The organism is Hymenobacter sp. (assembly GCF_035709525.1).
In the GTDB taxonomy this organism is placed as follows: Bacteria; Bacteroidota; Bacteroidia; order Cytophagales; family Hymenobacteraceae; genus Hymenobacter.
This window is the reverse complement of sequence record NZ_DASTEP010000230.1, coordinates 60,509-77,846: the sequence shown is the minus strand read 5'-3', so window position 1 is coordinate 77,846 and position 17,338 is coordinate 60,509. Positions and strand designations below refer to the sequence as shown.

Genomic DNA, 17,338 nt, shown 5'->3' with positions numbered 1-17,338 from the left:
CGGCCCCCTCCCCTCCGGGAGAGGGGGAGCCTGACGATTCTATTTTAAAACCTTGTCAATCGTGTCTTCTTCTCTACTCATCTTTCTTAAAGAGAAAGTCGCTTATAAGTCGTCCGGCTCTCCCTCTCCCGGAGGGGAGGGGGCCGGGGGGTGGGGTAAGGCGGTCGGGCTGCTACTGCTAAGTACCGCCCTCCACGCCCAAACCCTCACCCTCCCCGCCCTCATTGCCCAGACCCAGGCCACGGCCGCCCCGGCCCAGCAGGCGCGCGCCGCCCGCGAGGGCGGCTACTGGGCCTACCGCGCCTACCAGGCCAGCTACCGCCCGCAGCTGGGGCTGGCCGGCACGGTGCCCAATTTCAACCGCGCCATCATCCCGGTGGTGCAGCCCGACGGCACCACTGAGTTTCAGAGCGTGCGCTACAACAACTCGCTGTTAGCCCTGAACCTGACCCAGAACATCGGCCTTACCGGTGGGCAGGTGGTAGTGGGCTCGCAGGTGCAGCGCTTCGATGATTTTGCCCGACGCGAGAAGCGCTATAACAACCAGCCCTTTACCCTGGGCCTAACGCAGCCGCTGGGCTACTTCAATGCCTTGCGCTGGGACCGCCGCATCGCGCCGCTGCTCTACCAGGAAAGCCAGCGCCAGTACCTCGAAGCCCGCGAAACCATCGCGCAGCGCGTGACGGAGTTGTTTTTTGATGTGCTGCTACAGCAGGTAAACGCTGCCGTGGCGGGCCAGAATGCCCAGGCCACCGCCGAGCTGCTGCGCGTGGGCCGCGAGAAATACGCCATCGGCCGCCTTTCGCAAAGCGACTTGTTGCAGCTAGAGCTCAACCTGCTCGACGCCCAGCAGGCCCAGACCCAGGCCCGCCTCGACGCCGAAACCGCCACCGTGAGCCTGCGCACCTACTGCGCCCTGCCCGCCGAGGTGGCCACTGCCACCACCGAAGCTGCCTTGCCACCGCTGGCCGTGCCCGCCCCCGCGCCCGCCCTGGCCGTGGTGCCCGCCGAGGCCCTGAGCCAGGCCCGCCAGCATCGGGCGGCCACGCTGGCCTTTCAGCGGCGACAGCTGCAAGCCGACCGCGACGTGGCCCAGGCGCGCGGCACCACCGGCTTTCTGGCTACCCTCACGGCCAACCTGGGCTACGTGAACCAGGCACCGGGCCTGCGTGAAAGCTACCTGGCCCTGCAAAATCAGCAGCAGGTGGCCATGAGCTTTGCGCTGCCGCTCGTGGACTGGGGCCGCCGCCGCGCCACCATCCGCACCGCCGAGCTGGCCCGCGACCAAATCCAGGCCACCGTGAGCCAGGACGAGCGCGCCTTCGAGCAAACCATCCTTACGCAGGCGGCCCAGGTGCCTGTCCTGGCCGGGCAGGCCCGCCTCGCCGCCCGCGCCGACACGCTGGCCCAGCGCCGCTACGCCATCACCCGCGCTACCTACGAGGCCGGCCGCCTCTCCCTCACCGATTTAACCCTGGCCTCGGCCGCCAAAGACCTGGCCCGGCGCAGCTACATCCTGGCCTTGCGGGCGGGGTGGGTAGGATACTATCGACTGCGCGGGCTCACATTATTTGACTTCGAAACCGGGCAGCCGCTGGCGGCCGAGTAACTGCTTTTTTGCGATTGTCATGCTGACGAAGGAAGCATCTTGGCCGCTTCGCCAGCCTTACCACCCAGCCAAGATGCTTCCTTCGTCAGCATGACAGACGAGATTTTAACACGCTTTTTATGCAGCCAACTTCCACCCCCGTCATCCGCCTCGCCAACATCGAGAAGGTATACCAGACCCGCACCATCGAAACCGTGGCCCTCAGCCAGGTCAACCTCACCATCAACCGCGGCGAGTTTGTGTCGGTGATGGGGCCCAGCGGCTGCGGCAAATCGACCTTGCTCAGCCTCATGGGCCTGCTCGATGAGCCTAGCAGCGGCACCATCGAGATTGACGGGCGGCCCGTCACGTCGTACTCCGACAAAGAGCTGGCCGGGCTACGCAACCATAAAATCGGCTTCGTTTTCCAGAGCTATCACCTCATCAACGACCTATCGGTGGTCGACAACGTGGAGATGCCGCTGCTTTACCGGGCGGGCATCGGGGGCGGCGAGCGCCGCCGCCGCGCCCTGGAAGCCCTCGACAAAGTCGGCCTCAGTGCCCGCACCAGGCACTTTCCGGCGCAGCTTTCGGGCGGGCAGCGGCAACGCGTGGCCATCGCGCGCGCCCTGGCCGGGCAGCCCGAAATCATTTTGGCCGATGAGCCCACCGGCAACCTCGACTCGGTGATGGGCGAGGAGATAATGGAACTGCTGCTGGGCCTCAACCGCGACCAGGGCACTACCCTCGTGATGGTGACCCACGACGAGCAGCAGGCGCTGAAAACGCAGCGGCTGATACGGTTTTTCGACGGTCGACAGGTGGCGTGATAGCCCGATTGTCATTGCGAGCGCAGCGAAGCAATCGCACCCGAATGGAACCCGGCGAGCAGCCGAACAGGTGCGATTGCTTCGCTGCGCTCGCAATGACAGCCAACTTTAATTCCAGAAAACTATGCTTCTTTCTTACCTCAAAATCGCCTGGAAAGTCCTCTTGCGGCGCAAGTTCTTCACGGCCATCAGCCTGTTTGGCATCAGCTTCACGCTGATGATTTTGCTGGTGGTGTACGCCATGTTCGACTACACGGTGGGGCCGCACCGGCCCGAGCTGCGCGTAGACAGGCTCTTGTTCATCAACCGGATGCAGCTGCTGTACCAGGGCGGCGGCATGAGCAATGGCAGCGTAGGCTACGCGTTTCTCGACCAGCACGTGCGGACCCTGAAGACGGCGGAGAAGGCATCCATCAGCGAGGCCAACTTCGGCACCGACGTGGCCTACGTGGGCCAGCAGGCCCTCAAGCTCGACCGCAAGCGCACCGATGCCGAGTTCTGGCAGGTGCTGGATTTTGACTTCGTGGCCGGGCGGCCCTACAATGCGCGGGAGGTGCGCGAGGCGGCCCACGTGATGGTTATCAACGAGCGCACGGCGCGCCGCTATTTCGGCCCCGGGGCCCCGGCCGTGGGCCGCGACCTGGTGCTGGAGGCCGTGCCCTACCGGGTGGTGGGCGTGGTGCGCGACGTGCCCCTGACGCGCCTCAGCACCTACGCCGAGCTCTGGACGCCCATCACGACGACCAACGACGACCTGCGCAACCCTAGTCTGCTGGGGCGCTACCAGGCCATCGTGCTGGCCCGCTCGGCGGCCGAGGTGCCCCGCGTGCAGGCCGAATACGCGCAGCTGGTAGCCCACCTGCCGGTGCCCGACCCCAAGCACTTCAAGCAGGTCAATACCTTCGCCCGCACGCTGCTGGCCTCTTACACGGGCCGCGATAGCGACAACGCGACGGCCGAGGGCGGCGTGGGGCGCTTCGTGCAGGTGGCCCTGCTGCTGGGAGTGCTGTTTATGCTGCTGCCGGCCCTCAACCTGGTCAACATCAACGTGAGTCGCATCCTGGAACGCTCGTCCGAAATCGGGGTGCGCAAGGCATTTGGGGCCACGGCGGGGCGGCTGGTGGGGCAGTTTCTCATCGAGAATATCTTCTTGACGCTGCTGGGCGGCGCGCTAGGGCTGGCGCTGGCGGCCGGGGTGTTGAGCTTGCTCAATAACAGCCAGCTTATCCCCTACGCCAGCTACGGGCTGAACGCGCGGGTGTTTGGAGTGGCGCTGGGCGTGGTGCTGTTTTTTGGCCTGCTCTCAGGCGGCTACCCGGCCTACAAGATGTCGAAGCTGCCCGCCGTAAAGGCCCTCAAGGGCGATGCTGGCAGCTAGCCGCACCCGTTTGCAAAGAGAAAACAAGTGTCATGCTTAATCATTTAACAACTAACAACCAGCTATGCTTCGCCACCTGCTTACTCTGATGTGGAACCGCAAGCGCGCCAACGGCCTGCTGATTCTGGAAATAGTACTGGCCTTCGTGGTGCTGTTTGCCGTGGGCAGCGTGGGCGTGTTTAGCTGGCGCAACTACCGCGCCCCGCTGGGCTTCGACTACGCCAACGTGTGGGAAATTCAGATTAACCCCGGTACGCAGTCGCACGCCGCGCAGTATGCCACCTTGCAGCAGGTGCTGGCGCGGCTGCGCAGCACGCCGGGCGTGGTGCAGGTATCGCGTAGCGTCGAGAACACGCCCTTCTCGTTCAGCAATAACACCACCGAGTTTCGGGCCGTGCAAGGTGCCAGCCGCCCCGATGCCTACGGCGACGTGTACGACGCCGGCCCCGAGCTGCGCGAGGTGATGGGTTTGCGCCTGGTAGCCGGCCGGTGGTTTGACCGTCGCGACGAGGCCGGGGCGCGCCACAAGCCCATCGTCATCACCGAGCTAGCGCAGGCCGCCATGTTTCCGGGGGGCGAGTCGGCGGTGGGCCGCCTCATCCGTGACAACGACAAGGAAGACTACGAGGTAATCGGCGTGAGCGGTCCCTACCGCACGGCTGGCGAGCTGAGCGAGCCCCAGCCCGGCTATTTCCTCTACATCAGCCCCCAGGACACGGCCCGCGCCCTCACTACGCTGCTGGTGCGGGTGCGCCCCGGCAGCGGCGGGGTGCTCGAAAAGCGCATTGCCGACGACATCCGCGCCATCAGCGCCGGCGCCTGGACGAGCGGCATCGTGACTCTGCCCGAGCAGCGCATGACGCGGCTCAAGGTAGACCTAGCTTTGCCACTTATCCTAGGCGCGGTGTGCGTGTTCTTGCTGGTGAATGTGGCGCTGGGACTTTTTGGCGTGCTGTGGCTCGCCATCAACCAGCGCCGTGCCGAGCTGGGCGTGCGCCGCGCGCTGGGGGCCCCGGCCGGGGCCATCAGTAGGCAGGTGCTGGGCGAAACGCTGGTGCTGACCACGTTTGGGCTGCTGCTGGGGCTGTTGCTGGCGGTGCAGTTTCCGCTGCTGGGCGTGCTCAATGTGAAGGCGGGTGTGTACCTCACCAGCATGGCCCTGGCTACGGTGGGCCTCTACGTGCTGGCGGCGGGCTGTGCCCTCTACCCCGGCCGGCTGGCGGCGGGCATTCAGCCCGCCGTGGCGCTGCGCGAAGAATAAACCTACCCTCCGAGGGTAGGTTTGGGGCCTGCGAGGTCAGGTTGCGGGCTTATGAGGTTGGGTTTGGTGCCTATGAGCATAGGCTGCGGGCCTAGGAGGTTGGATTTTGACTTCAGGAGGATAAATTTTGGGGGGAAAAGGCCAAGCAGCCCGCAACGAAGCTACCCCGGCCATTGGCTGCCTAAGCAGGCCGCGCCGCAAGATTATTTTCCAGCCTTCGTAACGAATGCCTGACCCGCCCGGTACCCCTGGCCAAACCAAGCACCGTCTCCTTTTACTACCTTTCTTTTGCCCCATGAAAAACTTCCTGTTCGCCGCCCTGCTCGGCCTCGCCGCCCTGCCCGCCGCCCACGCCCAAAGTACCCAGACGCGCCCGGTGCCCGCCTTCCACGCCATCAACGTGGGCACCGGCATCGACCTGGCCCTCACCGCCGGCCACAGCCAGCGCGTGGAGGTGAGCGCCGCCACCGACGCCTACCGCGACCGCATCGAAACCACCGTGAAGGACGGCGTGCTGACCTTGCGCTACCGCAACGACGACGACCGCAACCGCCGCAACGACCGCACCAACAAGCGCCTGCGCGTGGCCGTGACGGCCGACGAGCTCACGGCCCTCACGGCGGGCAGCGGCGCGTCGGTGCATACCGCGGGCGACTTCGACGCCGCCACCTTCCAGCTCGACGTATCGTCGGGGGCCAGCGTGGAAGCCGACCTGGCCACCACTACCCTCACCGTGCGCCAAAGTAGCGGTAGCTCGGCCACCCTGCGCGGCCGCGCCACCAGCCTCGACGTGCAAAGCAGCAGCGGCGCCAGCCTCGACGCCCCCAAGCTTCAGGCCGACCACGCCCGTGCCGAAGCCAGCAGCGGCAGCTCCATCGTGGTAGCCGTGAAAGACGACCTCGTGGCCCAGGCCAGCAGCGGCGGCAGCATCAGCTACAAGGGCTCGCCGCAGCTCACCAAGCGCACCAGCAGCGGCGGCAGCGTCAGCAATCACTGATTAGCGCGGATTTTAGCGGATTTCACGGATTTTGTGGACGGTGCGGAGGGCTTGCTTTTGGTGCGTTTGGTAGCCACGGATTTTGTGGACGGGGCGGATGGCTGCTGGGTAGGAGTTGCTTTGGATGAAGCCGATAGCTTAGCTTCGCTTTATGCTGCTCGATACACGCTTTAACAACCTTACTAAAGAAAGAATTGGCTGCGCGATGTGTGTGCATCGCGAGCTGGGCAGTGGCTTTCCCGAGGTAATCTATCAGCGCGGCCTGGCCGTTGAGCTAACCAGGTCGGGCCTTGTATTCCAAGGCGAAGTAAGCCTGCCAGTTTTCTATAAAGACCAAGTCATTGGGTCGAGGCGAACAGATTTTTTGGTGGAGAGCCAGGTCTTGGTAGAGCTTAAAGCAGTAGGCGAGCTAACCGGAGCGCACCATGCGCAAGCCATCAATTACCTGAAAGCCTACCGCCTGGAAGTGGCGCTGCTTATCAATTTTGGCGAGGCCAGCCTAAAATTCAAGCGCCTGCTTCACAATCCCGCGCATCTCACCTAACCCGCTCTAAATCCAGAGTCCACAAGTGAAACGCTATCTACAAAATCCGCCGTCCACGAATCCCGCAAAATCCGCGTAAATACGCCGTCCACAAAATCCGTGAAATCCGCTAAAATCCGTGCTAATCAGTGGTCTTGGTAGTTGATGATGACCTGGCGGTGCGCGTGTCGCTCCAGCTGCTGCTGAAGCAGGCCGGCTACGCCACCGCCGCCGTGCCTGGCCCCGCCGAGGCGCTGGCCGCCGTGCGGGCAGCCGTGCCCCAGCTCATTTTGCTCGATATGAATTTTACGGCCGCCACTACCGGGGCCGACGGCCTGGCGCTGCTAGCCGAGCTAAAAACGCTGGCCCCGCAGGTGCCCGTGGTGCTGCTCACGGGCTGGGGCAGCATCGCGCTGGCGGTGGCGGGCATGAAGGCCGGCGCGGCCGAGTTCGTCACCAAGCCCTGGCAGAATGAGGCGCTGCTCCAAACCATCGGTACCGTGCTGGCGCTGCACGCGCCCGCCGAGGCGGCCCCGCCGCCCGGCCGCCGGGCGCTCGATAAGCAGTTTGCCCTGGGCAACATCGTGGGCGACGACCCGCGCCTGCTGGCCGTGCTGCGGCAGGTGGGGCAGGTGGCCGCCACCGATGCCTCGGTGCTGATAGAAGGCGAAAGCGGCACCGGCAAGGAGCTCATTGCCGAGGCCCTGCACCAGAACAGCCACCGGCGCGGTGCGCCCTTTGTGAAAGTGAATTTGGGCGGCATCTCGTCTTCGTTGTTTGAAAGCGAGCTGTTTGGCCACCGGCGCGGGGCCTTCACCGACGCCCGCGCCGACCGCGTGGGCCGCTTCGAGCTGGCCAACGGCGGCACCATTTTTCTGGATGAAATCGGCGAGCTGGAGCTGGCCAGCCAGGTAAAGCTGCTGCGCGTGCTGCAAGACCGCACCTACGAGGTGCTCGGCGACAGCCGGCCCCGCCGCCTCGACCTGCGCGTAGTGGCCGCTACCAATAAAAACCTGGCCGAGCTGGTAGCGCAGGGCCGCTTCCGCGAAGACCTGTTTTACCGGCTCAACCTCATCACGCTGCACCTGCCCGCCCTGCGCGAGCGCCCGCAGGATATTCCGGCTCTGGCCCAGTACTTTATCCGGCAGCTGCAAGCCACCTACCGCCGCCCCGGCCTGCGCCTGGGCGCGGCGGCGGCGCACTACCTGCAAGGCCAGCCGCTGCCCGGCAACATCCGCGAGCTCAAAAACCTGGTTGAGCGCGCCGCCCTCACCAGCCTGAACGACGAGTTGACGCCTGCCGACTTTCAGCCCGGAAATTCACTTTTTCACGCAGCTACTCCCTCGCCCCCGCCCGGCTCGCTTACGCTGGAGGCGCTGGAAGAGCAGGCCATCCGGCAGAGCGTGGCCCAGCACCGGGGCAACCTCAGCCAGGTGGCGCGGGCGCTGGGCCTCAGCCGGGGGGCGTTGTACCGAAGGCTGGATAAGTTTGGGATTCCGTATAGCGAGTAGGCTGGAGCAGCCGTAAGAAGTTGGCATTGCGAGCGCAGCGCAGCAATCGCCCCTGTTGAGTACCCCGTCTTGGTGCGATTGCTGCGCTGCGCTCGCAATGACAAACGTTTTCCGGTATGCGCCTCAAGCTCCTGCTGTTTCTACTGCCGCTCTACGCGGTGCTCATTGCGCTGGCGGCGCAGTTTCGCACTACCAATGCTACGCTGTTCATTGTGTGTGAGGTAGTGCTGCTCGCCAGCCTGGGGCTGGCGTGGCAGCTATACCGGGGCTTTACGCGGCCCATGCAGCTTATCGCGGCGGGCACGGCGGCGCTGCAAGCCCAGGATTTTAGCTTGAAGTTTCAGCCCGTGGGTGAGCCTGGGCTCGACCAGCTCGTGGCCGTTTACAACCAGATGCTCGACGCCCTGCGCCACGAGCGCGTGAGCCAGCACGAGCAAAGCGTGCTGCTGGAGCGGCTCATCCACGCCTCGCCGGCCGGCATTCTCATCCTGGATTTTGAGCAGCGCATAGCCAGTGCCAACGCCGCCGCCGCCCGCGCCCTGGGCCAGCCCGCCGCCGCATTGGCCGGGCAGCCGGTGGCGGCGCTGCCCGCGCCCTGGGGCCCGGTGCTGGCCGCTCTGGCCGTGGGCCAGCCGCAGCCCGTGCGCCTGCCCGGCGGCCAAACCTACCGCGCCGCCGCCGCGCATTTTCTCGACCGGGGCTTTCAGCGCAGGTTTATCGTGCTGGAAGAGCTGACCCAGGAAATCCGGGCGCAGGAAAAGCAGACCTACGAGCAGCTTATCCGGCTGGTGGCCCACGAGGTAAATAACTCCATCGGGGCCGTAAACTCGCTGCTGGGCTCGTTTCGGTACTACACGCCGCAGCTCGCCGCGGCCGACCAGGCCGACTTTGCGCAGGCGCTGGATGTCAGCATCGGGCGCAATACCCAGCTCGCCGACTTCGTGGCCGGCTACGCCCGGCTGGTGCGCCTGCCGCCGCCCGCCCCGCACCCCCTCGACCTGCACCAGCTGCTGCGCAACCTAAGCCAGCTGCTGAGCGCCCAGAGCGCCGCCCAGGGCGTAGCCTGGCACTGGCAACTAACCCACGAAGGCCCCTTAGAAATCGTAGCCGACTCGCAGCAGCTCACCCAGGCCCTGCTCAACGTGGCCAAGAATGCCCTCGAAGCCATCGGCCCCGGCGGCGGCAACGTGTGGGTGACGACCACCGCCCAGCCGCCTACGCTTTGCCTCGCCAACGACGGCGCGCCGCTCACGCCCGAGGTGAGCCAGCGGCTGTTCACGCCGTTTTTCAGCACCAAGGCGGGTGGGCAGGGCATTGGCCTCACGCTGGTGCGCGATATTCTGCTGGCCCACGGCTTTGCTTTTCAGCTCGCAACGGGGAGCAACGGGCGCACGGAGTTCCGGGTGCGGCTGCACTAGCTGAGCTTAGTTTACCGGAGGTTTATATAGCTTTATTTTAGAAAATCATGTACATAATGGGTAATTATCGTTGACCTTTGCGCCGTACCAATTTTCTCCTAATACCCCCTAATCCCTTATGGTTACACCCCTACGTTTCGTATCTCAGCGCCTGGTGCTGGGGCTGCTAACGGCGGGCAGCCTGCTGGCTGCCCGCACCCCCGCCGCCGCCCAGTGGGTGCAGCAAAACAGCAACCTGCCCGCCAACGGAGGCATCACCAGCCTCTCCGTCGTGGATGCCAACACCGTATGGGCGGCGGGCTTTGACTACAGCCAAGCCAGGGGCACGGCCTACAACGGCTATACCCGCACCACCAACGGCGGCACTACCTGGACGGCGGGCACCATCTCAGCCGCCGCCAGCTATTCCTTCAACAACATCAGCGCGGCGAGCAGCACGGTGGCCTGGGCGTCGTTTGCCGGAACGGGCACCAACGCTGGGGGCTACCTCTACTACACCGCCGACGGCGGCACCACCTGGACGCCGCAGCTGACCAGCGCCTACTCGGTGACCAGCGGCGGGCGCCAAAACGGGGTGCTGGCTTTCAGTGCCACCAACGTGGTAGTGGCGGGCGACCCGCGCCCGGGCCTCGCTGGCTTCGAGATTTACACTACTGCCAATGCCGGCACCACCTGGACGGCCGCTACCTCGGTGCCCACGGCTAGCACGGGCGAAACCGGCAGCCCTGGCACGCTCACGACCGTGGCGGGCGCTAACCCGGCCGCCCGCGCCTGCTGGTTTGGCACCTCGACCGGCCGGGTGCTACGCTCGACCGACAGCGGCACCACCTGGGCGGTGGCCAACACAGGCCTCACCCAAGTGACGGCGCTGGCCTTCACCTCGGCTACGGTCGGCCTTGCCCTGAACGCCAACGCGGCGAGCATCACCAACTCGATTGCCTATACCCAGGATGGCGGGGCTACCTGGCAGCTGCGCACGCCGGGCGGCGCGGGCCTCGTGTACCCAACCTCGGTAAGCGGCGTGCCCGGTCAGCCCAACACGTTTGTGTGCGCCGGCTATATCCCCATCACCCCCACGCGAGCCCTCAGCGGTAGCTCGTACACGACGGACGGCGGCACTACCTGGGACATACTCGATACGCAGGTGCTGCACACCGCCGTGGCGTTCCTCAACGGCACCACGGCCTGGAGCGGTGGTGTAGCCACGGCGGCTTCGTCGGGCACCACGGGCGGCATGTTTAAGGGCATGCTGCCGGCCACGGCGCTGGCCACTACCCCGGCCCTGGCCGCGGGCAGCGTAAGCGTATTCCCCAACCCCGCTACCACGGCCTTCACGGTGCGGGTGCCCGCCCTGGCGGGCGTGGCGCAAACCGAGGCGCGCCTCTACAACGCGCTGGGCCAGGAGGTGGCGCGCCGCGCGGCGGCGCTGCCCAGCTCCGGGGCGCAGCTCGAGTTTGGCACGGCCAGCCTGGCCCCCGGCATCTACACCCTGCGGGTGCAGGCCGGCGAAGCCAACGTGACCAAGCAGGTGAGCATTCAGTAGCCACCGGCTAGTAGCTGCTGGCTGCCAACCCCAAAAGCCCCCGTTCTGCCCGGCAGAGCGGGGGCTTTTTAGTGCGGGCTTTCGCCGTGGGGCCGCCGCGTGGCCCCCGGTGCGCTGGAGTGGGCCTGGCGCTACCGCAATGAGACGCGCCCATCCCAATATGGTAAGCCGCAGCTGCTGAAATAGGATAATGAGGAGACGGCGCTGTAGGATAAAAATAAAAAAAGCCCTGGCAGCGGGTTTGTAAAGGCTGAAGCTCACGCTTTAACCTTTTCCGGCCATGTACTATTCTTCTTTCTGCCGGCTGCGGGCACTGCTGCTCGTGCTGGCTTGCCTGGGCCTGGGCTTGCCCGGTGCCGCCCAAGTTCAATACGCCAATAAAGTGGTGCTCGAAGAAGGCGTTGTGTCCAACAACAACCGGGCGGCCGATGGCAACCTGGCTACCAACGCCACCATCAAGCCCACCCTGCTGCTTGGCTACACCCGGCTGCGGGTGAGTTTTCCGGCCACCGCCGCCGCTGGCAAAGAAGCCGGCATGTACCTGCGGCCCAATGTCCTGATTTCGGCCGCTCTATTTGGCGGCGCTACCCTCAATACTTTTTACAAAGACGACGCTGCCACCACTCCAGTCGATAGCCACGTGCTGAGCAGCAACCTGCTGAATCTGAGTATCGACGCCTCGGGCATCCGGCGCATTTCCTTTACCCCGACCCAGCCCTTCAACCAGATAGAGCTGGTGTTCTTTTCGGTGCTGGCGCTGGGGCAGGATATTGAAATTTATGAGGCCTTTAGCACGGTAGCGCCCCTGCCGGTAGTGCTCACCAGCTTTCAAGCTGCGGCCACGCCGGCGGGTGTGGCGCTCACCTGGGTTACGGCCTCGGAGCGCGGGGCCGACCAGTTTGTGGTAGAGCGCGCCCCGGCCGATGCGCCCGACCGCTTCCAGGCCATCGGGCGGGTGCCGGCCGGCGGCACCACCACCCAGGCCCGCACCTACCAGTTTGTAGATGCCGAGGCCGCCCCCGCCGGCCGGCACTACTACCGCCTGCGGCAGCTCGACCACGATGGCCCGGCTACCTACTCGCCCGTGGTGGCCGTGCAGACCGGGGCGCTGGCCCCGCGGTTGCTGGCCTACCCCAGCCCCACCACCGGCCCGCTCACCGTGGCCGGTGCGGCGGGCTCCGATTTTATGATACTAGACCAGCTGGGCCGGCCCGTGCGGCGCGTGGCCACCGGCCCCGGCCAACTGTGGCTGAATATCAGCGACCTGACTGCTGGCCTGTACTTCGTGCAGGACGTGGCCTCCGGCCAGCGGGCAAAGTTTTTGAAAGTTGACTGAGTGCGGTGCTGGTGACGTAAGGATTGCCTGTTTGCTATATAAGCGCTTGTCATGCTTCACTGCGTTCAGCATGACAAGCGTGCAAGCCTACGCACTACTTGCCAAGCGCAAACACTGCCGGGCGCTTGTGCAGCCGCGGCAGCTCGGGCAGCTGCCGCCAGGCAGATACGGGCAGCGTGCGCAGGTACTCGGTGGGGGCGGTGAGGTCGGCGGCCACGCACAGGCGGGTGCCGGGCGCGAGGTGGGCCAGCAGGTCGGCCAGCAGCTGGTCGTTGCGGTAGGGCGTTTCGATGCACAGCTGCGACTGGTCGCGCTGAAAGGCCTCTTTTTCCAGGCTTTTGAGGGCCGCGATGCGCGCCGCCTTCTCGATGGGCAAATACCCGTGGAAGGCAAACCGCTGCCCATTGAGCCCCGAGCCCATGAGCGCCAGCAAGATGCTCGACGGCCCCACCAGCGGCCGCACCGGCAGCCCCAGCCGGTGCGCCTCCTGGGCCAGCGCCGCGCCGGGGTCGGCGATGCCGGGGCAGCCGGCCTCGGAGAGCACGCCCGCCTCAAGGCCCTGCTTCAGCAGCGGCTCCAGCGCGGCCTTCACCTGGGCCGGCGTGCTGTCCTTGTCAATCAGCTCGAAGCGAATGTCCTCGATGACGCGGTGCGGCGCTACTTCCTTCACGAAGCGGCGAGCGGTGCGCAGGTTTTCGACCAAAAAATAGGGCAGCCGGGCCACGGCCGCCACCACCTGCGGCGGCAGCACCTGCGGCGCGGTGCCCTCGGCCAGCGGGGTAGGGAGGAGGTAAAGCATAAGGGGTTAGGAGTTAGGAGTTTTGAGTTTGGAAGAGTAGTGAGTGACGACTCAGAACTCAAAACCCTTAACTCAGAACTCCAACGAAATTGCGCACCAGCCCGAAAATCTCGTCCGGTTTTTCGGCGTGCACCCAGTGGCCGGCGTCGGGCACGGTAGCCACCTGCGAGTTGGGAAATAGGTCCGGGATGCCGTGCAGCTTGTCGTCGGCCGTGATGTAGTCCGACTTGCCGCCCCGGATAAACAGGGTGGGCTTGAGAAACGGCTGGGCCGACGAAATTTCCTGCCCCACGGCCGCCAGGTTTTCTACCAAAGCCGGCAGGTTGATGCGCCAGGCAAAGGAATTGTCCTCGCGGCGGTACAGGTTTTTCAGCAAAAACTGCCGCACGCCCAGCTGCGGAATGCGCGGCAGCAGCGCCGCCTCGGCCTGCTGCCGGTTCTGGATAGTGCGCAAATCCACGGCCTGCAAGCCCGCGATAATGTCGTCCTGGTGCTCCATGTCCGAAAAGCGCGGTGCGATGTCGAGCACGATAAGTTGGGCCAGCCGCTCGGGGTAGCCCAGGGCCAGGGTCATGGCCACCTTGCCGCCCATGCTGTGGCCCAGCAGCGTGAGGCGGTCGGCCGCTAGCCCCAGGTGGTCGAAGAGCGCCAGCACATCCTGCGCCATCAGCGCGTAGCTGTGCTCGGGCGCGTGAAACGAGCGCCCGTGGTTGCGCAAGTCCACGCTGATGACGCGCAGGCCGGCCTCGTCGGCCCAGCGGCGGGCCAGCGTCTGCCAGTTGTCGAGCGTGCCAAAGAGGCCGTGCAAAATCACCAGCGGCGGGGCGGCCGGGTCGCCTTGTTCAAGAAAATGCAGCAGGGGAGTAGCCATAGGGAGTGCAGAGTTGAATAGAGCCGCAAAGATGGTAGCCAGCGCCCGGGCTCACCTTTGCCGGCCGCTGCGCCTGTGCACCCTCCGCCCGGCGGAGCCCATCGGCTGGCCCCAGCGTTCACCGCGTTTGGGGGCAGGGGCCGGTAGCACTGGGCATCGGCAGCGAAAAAAGGCCAGCTTTCCCGGCGGGGCAAGTGCGCGGCCCCAGCTTTGGCGAGCACAAAAAAACGCTTTATTGCGCCGCCGCCGCTGGCTTTCTGCCAGCCAAGAGCGGCCTTGGGAGGTTGGCGAATAGTTATTTGGGTAGATGTTAGATACTTGATTTTTTGCTGCCCCAACACCCAACACCCAACACCCAACACCCAACACCCAACACCTCACACCTCACACCCACGCCCAGCCGCGCCGGCGCTCTACCACCACTACCCCGAAGTGGCGCAGGTAGCCCACCAGCGGCTGCATATCGGGCAGCAGCAGGGCGGTGAGCACAATGTCGCCCTGCGGCAGCGGCAGCCGCAGGTACTCGTAGCGCCGCCAGAATACGCCGGGCCAGCGGCAGCGGCTCCATTCGATAGGGCCGGGGCCGGGCCAGCCCTGGCGGGCGGGGTCGTAGGCCAGCACGTCGGCCAGGGCCACTTGCAGGCGGCCCTGGGCGGGGTCGAATACCAGCGTGGTAGCCGCATTGAGGGTGTAGTAGCGCAGGTGCAGCAGTAGCGCCGGGGCCGCCAGCACCAGCACGGCCAGCAGCAGGCCCCAGGCCAGCCAGCGCTCGGCGGCTACGGGGGCCAGCAGGCCCGGCCCGGCCGCCACCAGCCCCGCGCCTACGGCCAGCACGGGCCACGTCAGCAGCGCCAGCTGCCGGGCCACGGTGGGGCGGTACACGGTGGTTTTTTTGCTGAACAGGCCCAGCGCCCAGTGCGCCAAACCCAGCGCCACCACCAGCACCACGGCGGCCTCAAACAACGGGCGGAGAAGTCTCATAAGCTGCGAACCTACGCCCGGCGGCGCCTTGTGGGCGGGGCGCTGGCTGCTGGTGAGAAGGTGGCACTGTTGCTGGCAGCGTTTGGCGGAGTTGAATCGGCACGCTTGCGCGGGGTTTTTGCAGGCTACCCGGCGGCTGGCGCTGCCTGCCGATACAACTGCCCAAACGCCGCTCCTACGGCCGCTGCGCCGCAGCGGGCAGCCGCGTCGGCGTGCAGGCGGGTGGGGGCACACTGGCCAGCCTCTGCCAGCACCTGCGCCAGGGCCGCCGCCAGGGCGGCTTCATCGTCGGGCGCTACCAGTTGGCCAAAGGCTCCGGCGGGTTCGAAAAGCTCGGGCACACCGCCCACGCGGGTAGCCACCACGGGCCGGCCGCTGGCCCGTGCCTCCAGCAGCACGCAGCCAAAGGTTTCGGCCCGGCTAAACGACACCAGCGCCGTAGCCTGCCGCATCTCGGCAGCTACGGCCGGGTGCGGCAGCTTGCCCAAAAACACTACCGTGCCATCGGCCAGCAAGCCCAGCTCGGCGGCGTAGCGGTGCAGGTGGGCTTCGTCGGGGCCGTAGCCGGCCACGCGCAGGCGCAGGCCGGGCCAGGCTGGCCGCAGCCCCGCCACCACCCGCAGCACCCCCGACAGGTTCTTAACGCCATCGTGAAACGCCGACACGTGCAGCAGGGTAGTAGGCCGCACCTCGGCCGCCGGGCCGGGGCTAAACAGCTCCACATCGACCACATTAGCGATAACGGCCGTGCGCGGTGCCCGCGCGCCCAGCCCGCCCAAAGCCTCGGCCAGCGCCCGCGATACGGTGTGCAGCGCGGCGGCCCGGCGCACCACCACGCCCGTGAGCCAGCGCCGCCAGCCTGGCAGCAGCGCCCGCCGCTCGGGCAGGTAGATGGTCCAGTGCTCGGTTACCACGTAGGGCAGGCCTCGCAGCCCGCGCAGCGCCCAGGCCAGCAGGCCCGTGCGCAGCAGCACGTGCACGTGCACCAGGCTGGGTAGCTGGCCCTGCCAGTGGCGGCGCACGGCGCGCAGGCCGTGCAGCACGCAGCCCAGCCACAGCAGCAGCTTCAGCAGCCGGTCGAGCGGCCCCAGGCCGGTGAGGCGGGCGCGGTAGTAGTAGCGCCAGGTGGGTACCGGGCCGCTTAGGTCGGTTTCCTGCTCCACCACGCGCCGCAGCGGCCCCGCCGCCACCGTCGCAAACACGACCGCCGACGCAAGGCCGGGCTGCGCGGCAATCGCCGCCAGGTGCCGCGCCACAAAGTCGCCGTCCTGGTCGTCGTAGCGATGCGGGTACCACTTGGGCAGGTGCAGAATTCTCAAAGCGGCCATCGGCAGGCAGGTAGGGAAATAGCCGCTACGCGGCGGGCGGCGCGGGTAGTGCCTGCCCGGTGCTCAGGTCAAACACCGTGGTATTGGGCAGGCTGAAGGCCACGGCCGGCGAGTGCGTGGCCACGATAAACTGCAAGTTGGGAAACAAGCCGGCGAGCAGCGGCAGCAGCTGGCGCTGCATCTCCGGGTGCAGGTGCGCCTCGGGCTCGTCGATGAGCACGAAGCCGCAGGGGTCGTAGCCGTAATCGCTTACCTGCGTGCGCAGCAGGTCAACCCGCATCAGCAGCTCCATAAAAACACTCAGCAAGGCGGAGTAGCCCGCCGACAGCTCGTTGAGCGTGAGGCGGCGGCCATCGGAGAGGTGCAGGTAGAACTCGAAGTTTTCGCGCACGAACTCCAGCCGGGCACCGGGGTCTTCGAACAGCTGGGCCAGGGTAGCGTCGAGCTGGCGAAAAAAGCTTTCCTTTTGCCGGGCGCTCTCGGTTTTGCCGTCCAGCGCGTCGAACACGTGGAAAACTTTTTTATTAACCAGAAACTGCTTGAAAAGCGCGGTTTTGAGTTGCGTGTTTTCGGGGTGCGACAGCTCGGCCTCCAGGGCATCGGCCCGCACCACCGAGGTTACTTCCTGCACCCGCAGTTGGCGGGTGGCCTCAAAAAAAGCAAATACGAAGCGGCTGCGCAAAATGACTTCGAGCGAGTGCTGCTGGCTGCGGCCGTAAAAGCGCGCCTCTACCTGGCGGCGCAGGGCCGGGCGGGCGTTGGGGTAGGGAAAGCGCATCGCCTCGTTGGCGGCCAAGTCGCGCAGCACCGTCGTTTTGCCGGCCCCGCTGCGCCCCGTCAGCACCAGGTGCCGAAACTCCTGCCCCGGCTCAAACACCGGCACCCGCAGGTGCTTCGCCACGCAGGCGTCGTGAATGAGTAGTTCCTGTAAATAAGGAAATTCCTGGCGGGTTATCATAGCAGCAAAAAAGAGA

The 17,338-nt window shown here is 65.9% G+C and carries 15 protein-coding genes; 10 read left to right on the top strand and 5 right to left on the bottom strand.

Translation table 11 applies throughout. The annotated features are described in order from the left end of the window. Nucleotides 1-61: 61 nt before the first annotated feature. The 10 genes from VFO93_RS20250 (at nucleotide 62) to VFO93_RS20205 (ending at nucleotide 12,385) form a co-directional block, all read left to right on the top strand. A complete protein-coding gene (locus VFO93_RS20250) occupies nucleotides 62-1,609 on the top strand; it encodes a TolC family protein (protein WP_325136212.1) in 1,548 nt (515 codons plus the stop codon). A 119-nt stretch (nucleotides 1,610-1,728) separates the two neighbouring features. After that, on the top strand, nucleotides 1,729-2,418 hold the full coding sequence (locus VFO93_RS20245) for an ABC transporter ATP-binding protein (RefSeq protein WP_325136211.1): 690 nt from the start codon (nucleotides 1,729-1,731) through the stop codon (nucleotides 2,416-2,418). A 124-nt stretch (nucleotides 2,419-2,542) separates the two neighbouring features. Next, nucleotides 2,543-3,796, top strand: a complete 1,254-nt coding sequence (locus tag VFO93_RS20240) for an ABC transporter permease (RefSeq protein ID WP_325136210.1) — start codon at nucleotides 2,543-2,545, stop codon at nucleotides 3,794-3,796. Nucleotides 3,797-3,860: 64 nt separating this feature from the next. Beyond that, a complete protein-coding gene (locus VFO93_RS20235) occupies nucleotides 3,861-5,057 on the top strand; it encodes an ABC transporter permease (RefSeq protein WP_325136209.1) in 1,197 nt (398 codons plus the stop codon). A 295-nt stretch (nucleotides 5,058-5,352) separates the two neighbouring features. Continuing rightward, nucleotides 5,353-6,054 (top strand): head GIN domain-containing protein, encoded by a 702-nt coding sequence (locus tag VFO93_RS20230; RefSeq protein ID WP_325136208.1) that lies wholly within the window; start codon nucleotides 5,353-5,355, stop codon nucleotides 6,052-6,054. A gap of 151 nt (nucleotides 6,055-6,205) precedes the next feature. Then, entirely contained in the window at nucleotides 6,206-6,598 is a 393-nt protein-coding gene (locus VFO93_RS20225) for a GxxExxY protein (protein WP_325136207.1), read from the top strand. Between the two features lie 128 nt (nucleotides 6,599-6,726). Next, nucleotides 6,727-8,088: a sigma-54 dependent transcriptional regulator gene (locus VFO93_RS20220; RefSeq protein WP_325136206.1), complete on the top strand. Its 1,362-nt coding sequence runs from the start codon at nucleotides 6,727-6,729 to the stop codon at nucleotides 8,086-8,088. A 116-nt stretch (nucleotides 8,089-8,204) separates the two neighbouring features. After that, the gene (locus tag VFO93_RS20215) at nucleotides 8,205-9,506 is read left to right on the top strand and encodes a sensor histidine kinase (RefSeq protein WP_325136205.1); all 1,302 of its coding nucleotides are present in this window, start codon (nucleotides 8,205-8,207) and stop codon (nucleotides 9,504-9,506) included. Nucleotides 9,507-9,624: 118 nt separating this feature from the next. Next, nucleotides 9,625-11,049: a T9SS type A sorting domain-containing protein gene (locus VFO93_RS20210; RefSeq protein ID WP_325136204.1), complete on the top strand. Its 1,425-nt coding sequence runs from the start codon at nucleotides 9,625-9,627 to the stop codon at nucleotides 11,047-11,049. Between the two features lie 280 nt (nucleotides 11,050-11,329). Beyond that, entirely contained in the window at nucleotides 11,330-12,385 is a 1,056-nt protein-coding gene (locus VFO93_RS20205; protein WP_325136203.1) for a T9SS type A sorting domain-containing protein, read from the top strand. A 94-nt stretch (nucleotides 12,386-12,479) separates the two neighbouring features. On the opposite strand, the gene VFO93_RS20200 is transcribed toward VFO93_RS20205, so the two are convergent. The 5 genes from VFO93_RS20200 to VFO93_RS20180 form a co-directional block, all read right to left on the bottom strand. Continuing rightward, nucleotides 12,480-13,184: an SAM-dependent methyltransferase gene (locus VFO93_RS20200; RefSeq protein WP_325136202.1), complete on the bottom strand. Its 705-nt coding sequence runs from the start codon at nucleotides 13,182-13,184 to the stop codon at nucleotides 12,480-12,482. 67 nt (nucleotides 13,185-13,251) lie between these two features. Further along, a complete protein-coding gene (locus tag VFO93_RS20195; protein ID WP_325136201.1) occupies nucleotides 13,252-14,055 on the bottom strand; it encodes an alpha/beta fold hydrolase in 804 nt (267 codons plus the stop codon). Nucleotides 14,056-14,439: 384 nt separating this feature from the next. Next, nucleotides 14,440-15,036 (bottom strand): hypothetical protein, encoded by a 597-nt coding sequence (locus VFO93_RS20190; RefSeq protein WP_325136200.1) that lies wholly within the window; start codon nucleotides 15,034-15,036, stop codon nucleotides 14,440-14,442. A gap of 125 nt (nucleotides 15,037-15,161) precedes the next feature. Beyond that, complete coding sequence (locus tag VFO93_RS20185; RefSeq protein ID WP_325136199.1) at nucleotides 15,162-16,364, bottom strand: glycosyltransferase; 1,203 nt, start codon at nucleotides 16,362-16,364, stop codon at nucleotides 15,162-15,164. Between the two features lie 25 nt (nucleotides 16,365-16,389). Then, nucleotides 16,390-17,322 (bottom strand): AAA family ATPase, encoded by a 933-nt coding sequence (locus VFO93_RS20180; RefSeq protein WP_325136198.1) that lies wholly within the window; start codon nucleotides 17,320-17,322, stop codon nucleotides 16,390-16,392. Between the last annotated feature and the right edge of the window lie 16 nt (nucleotides 17,323-17,338).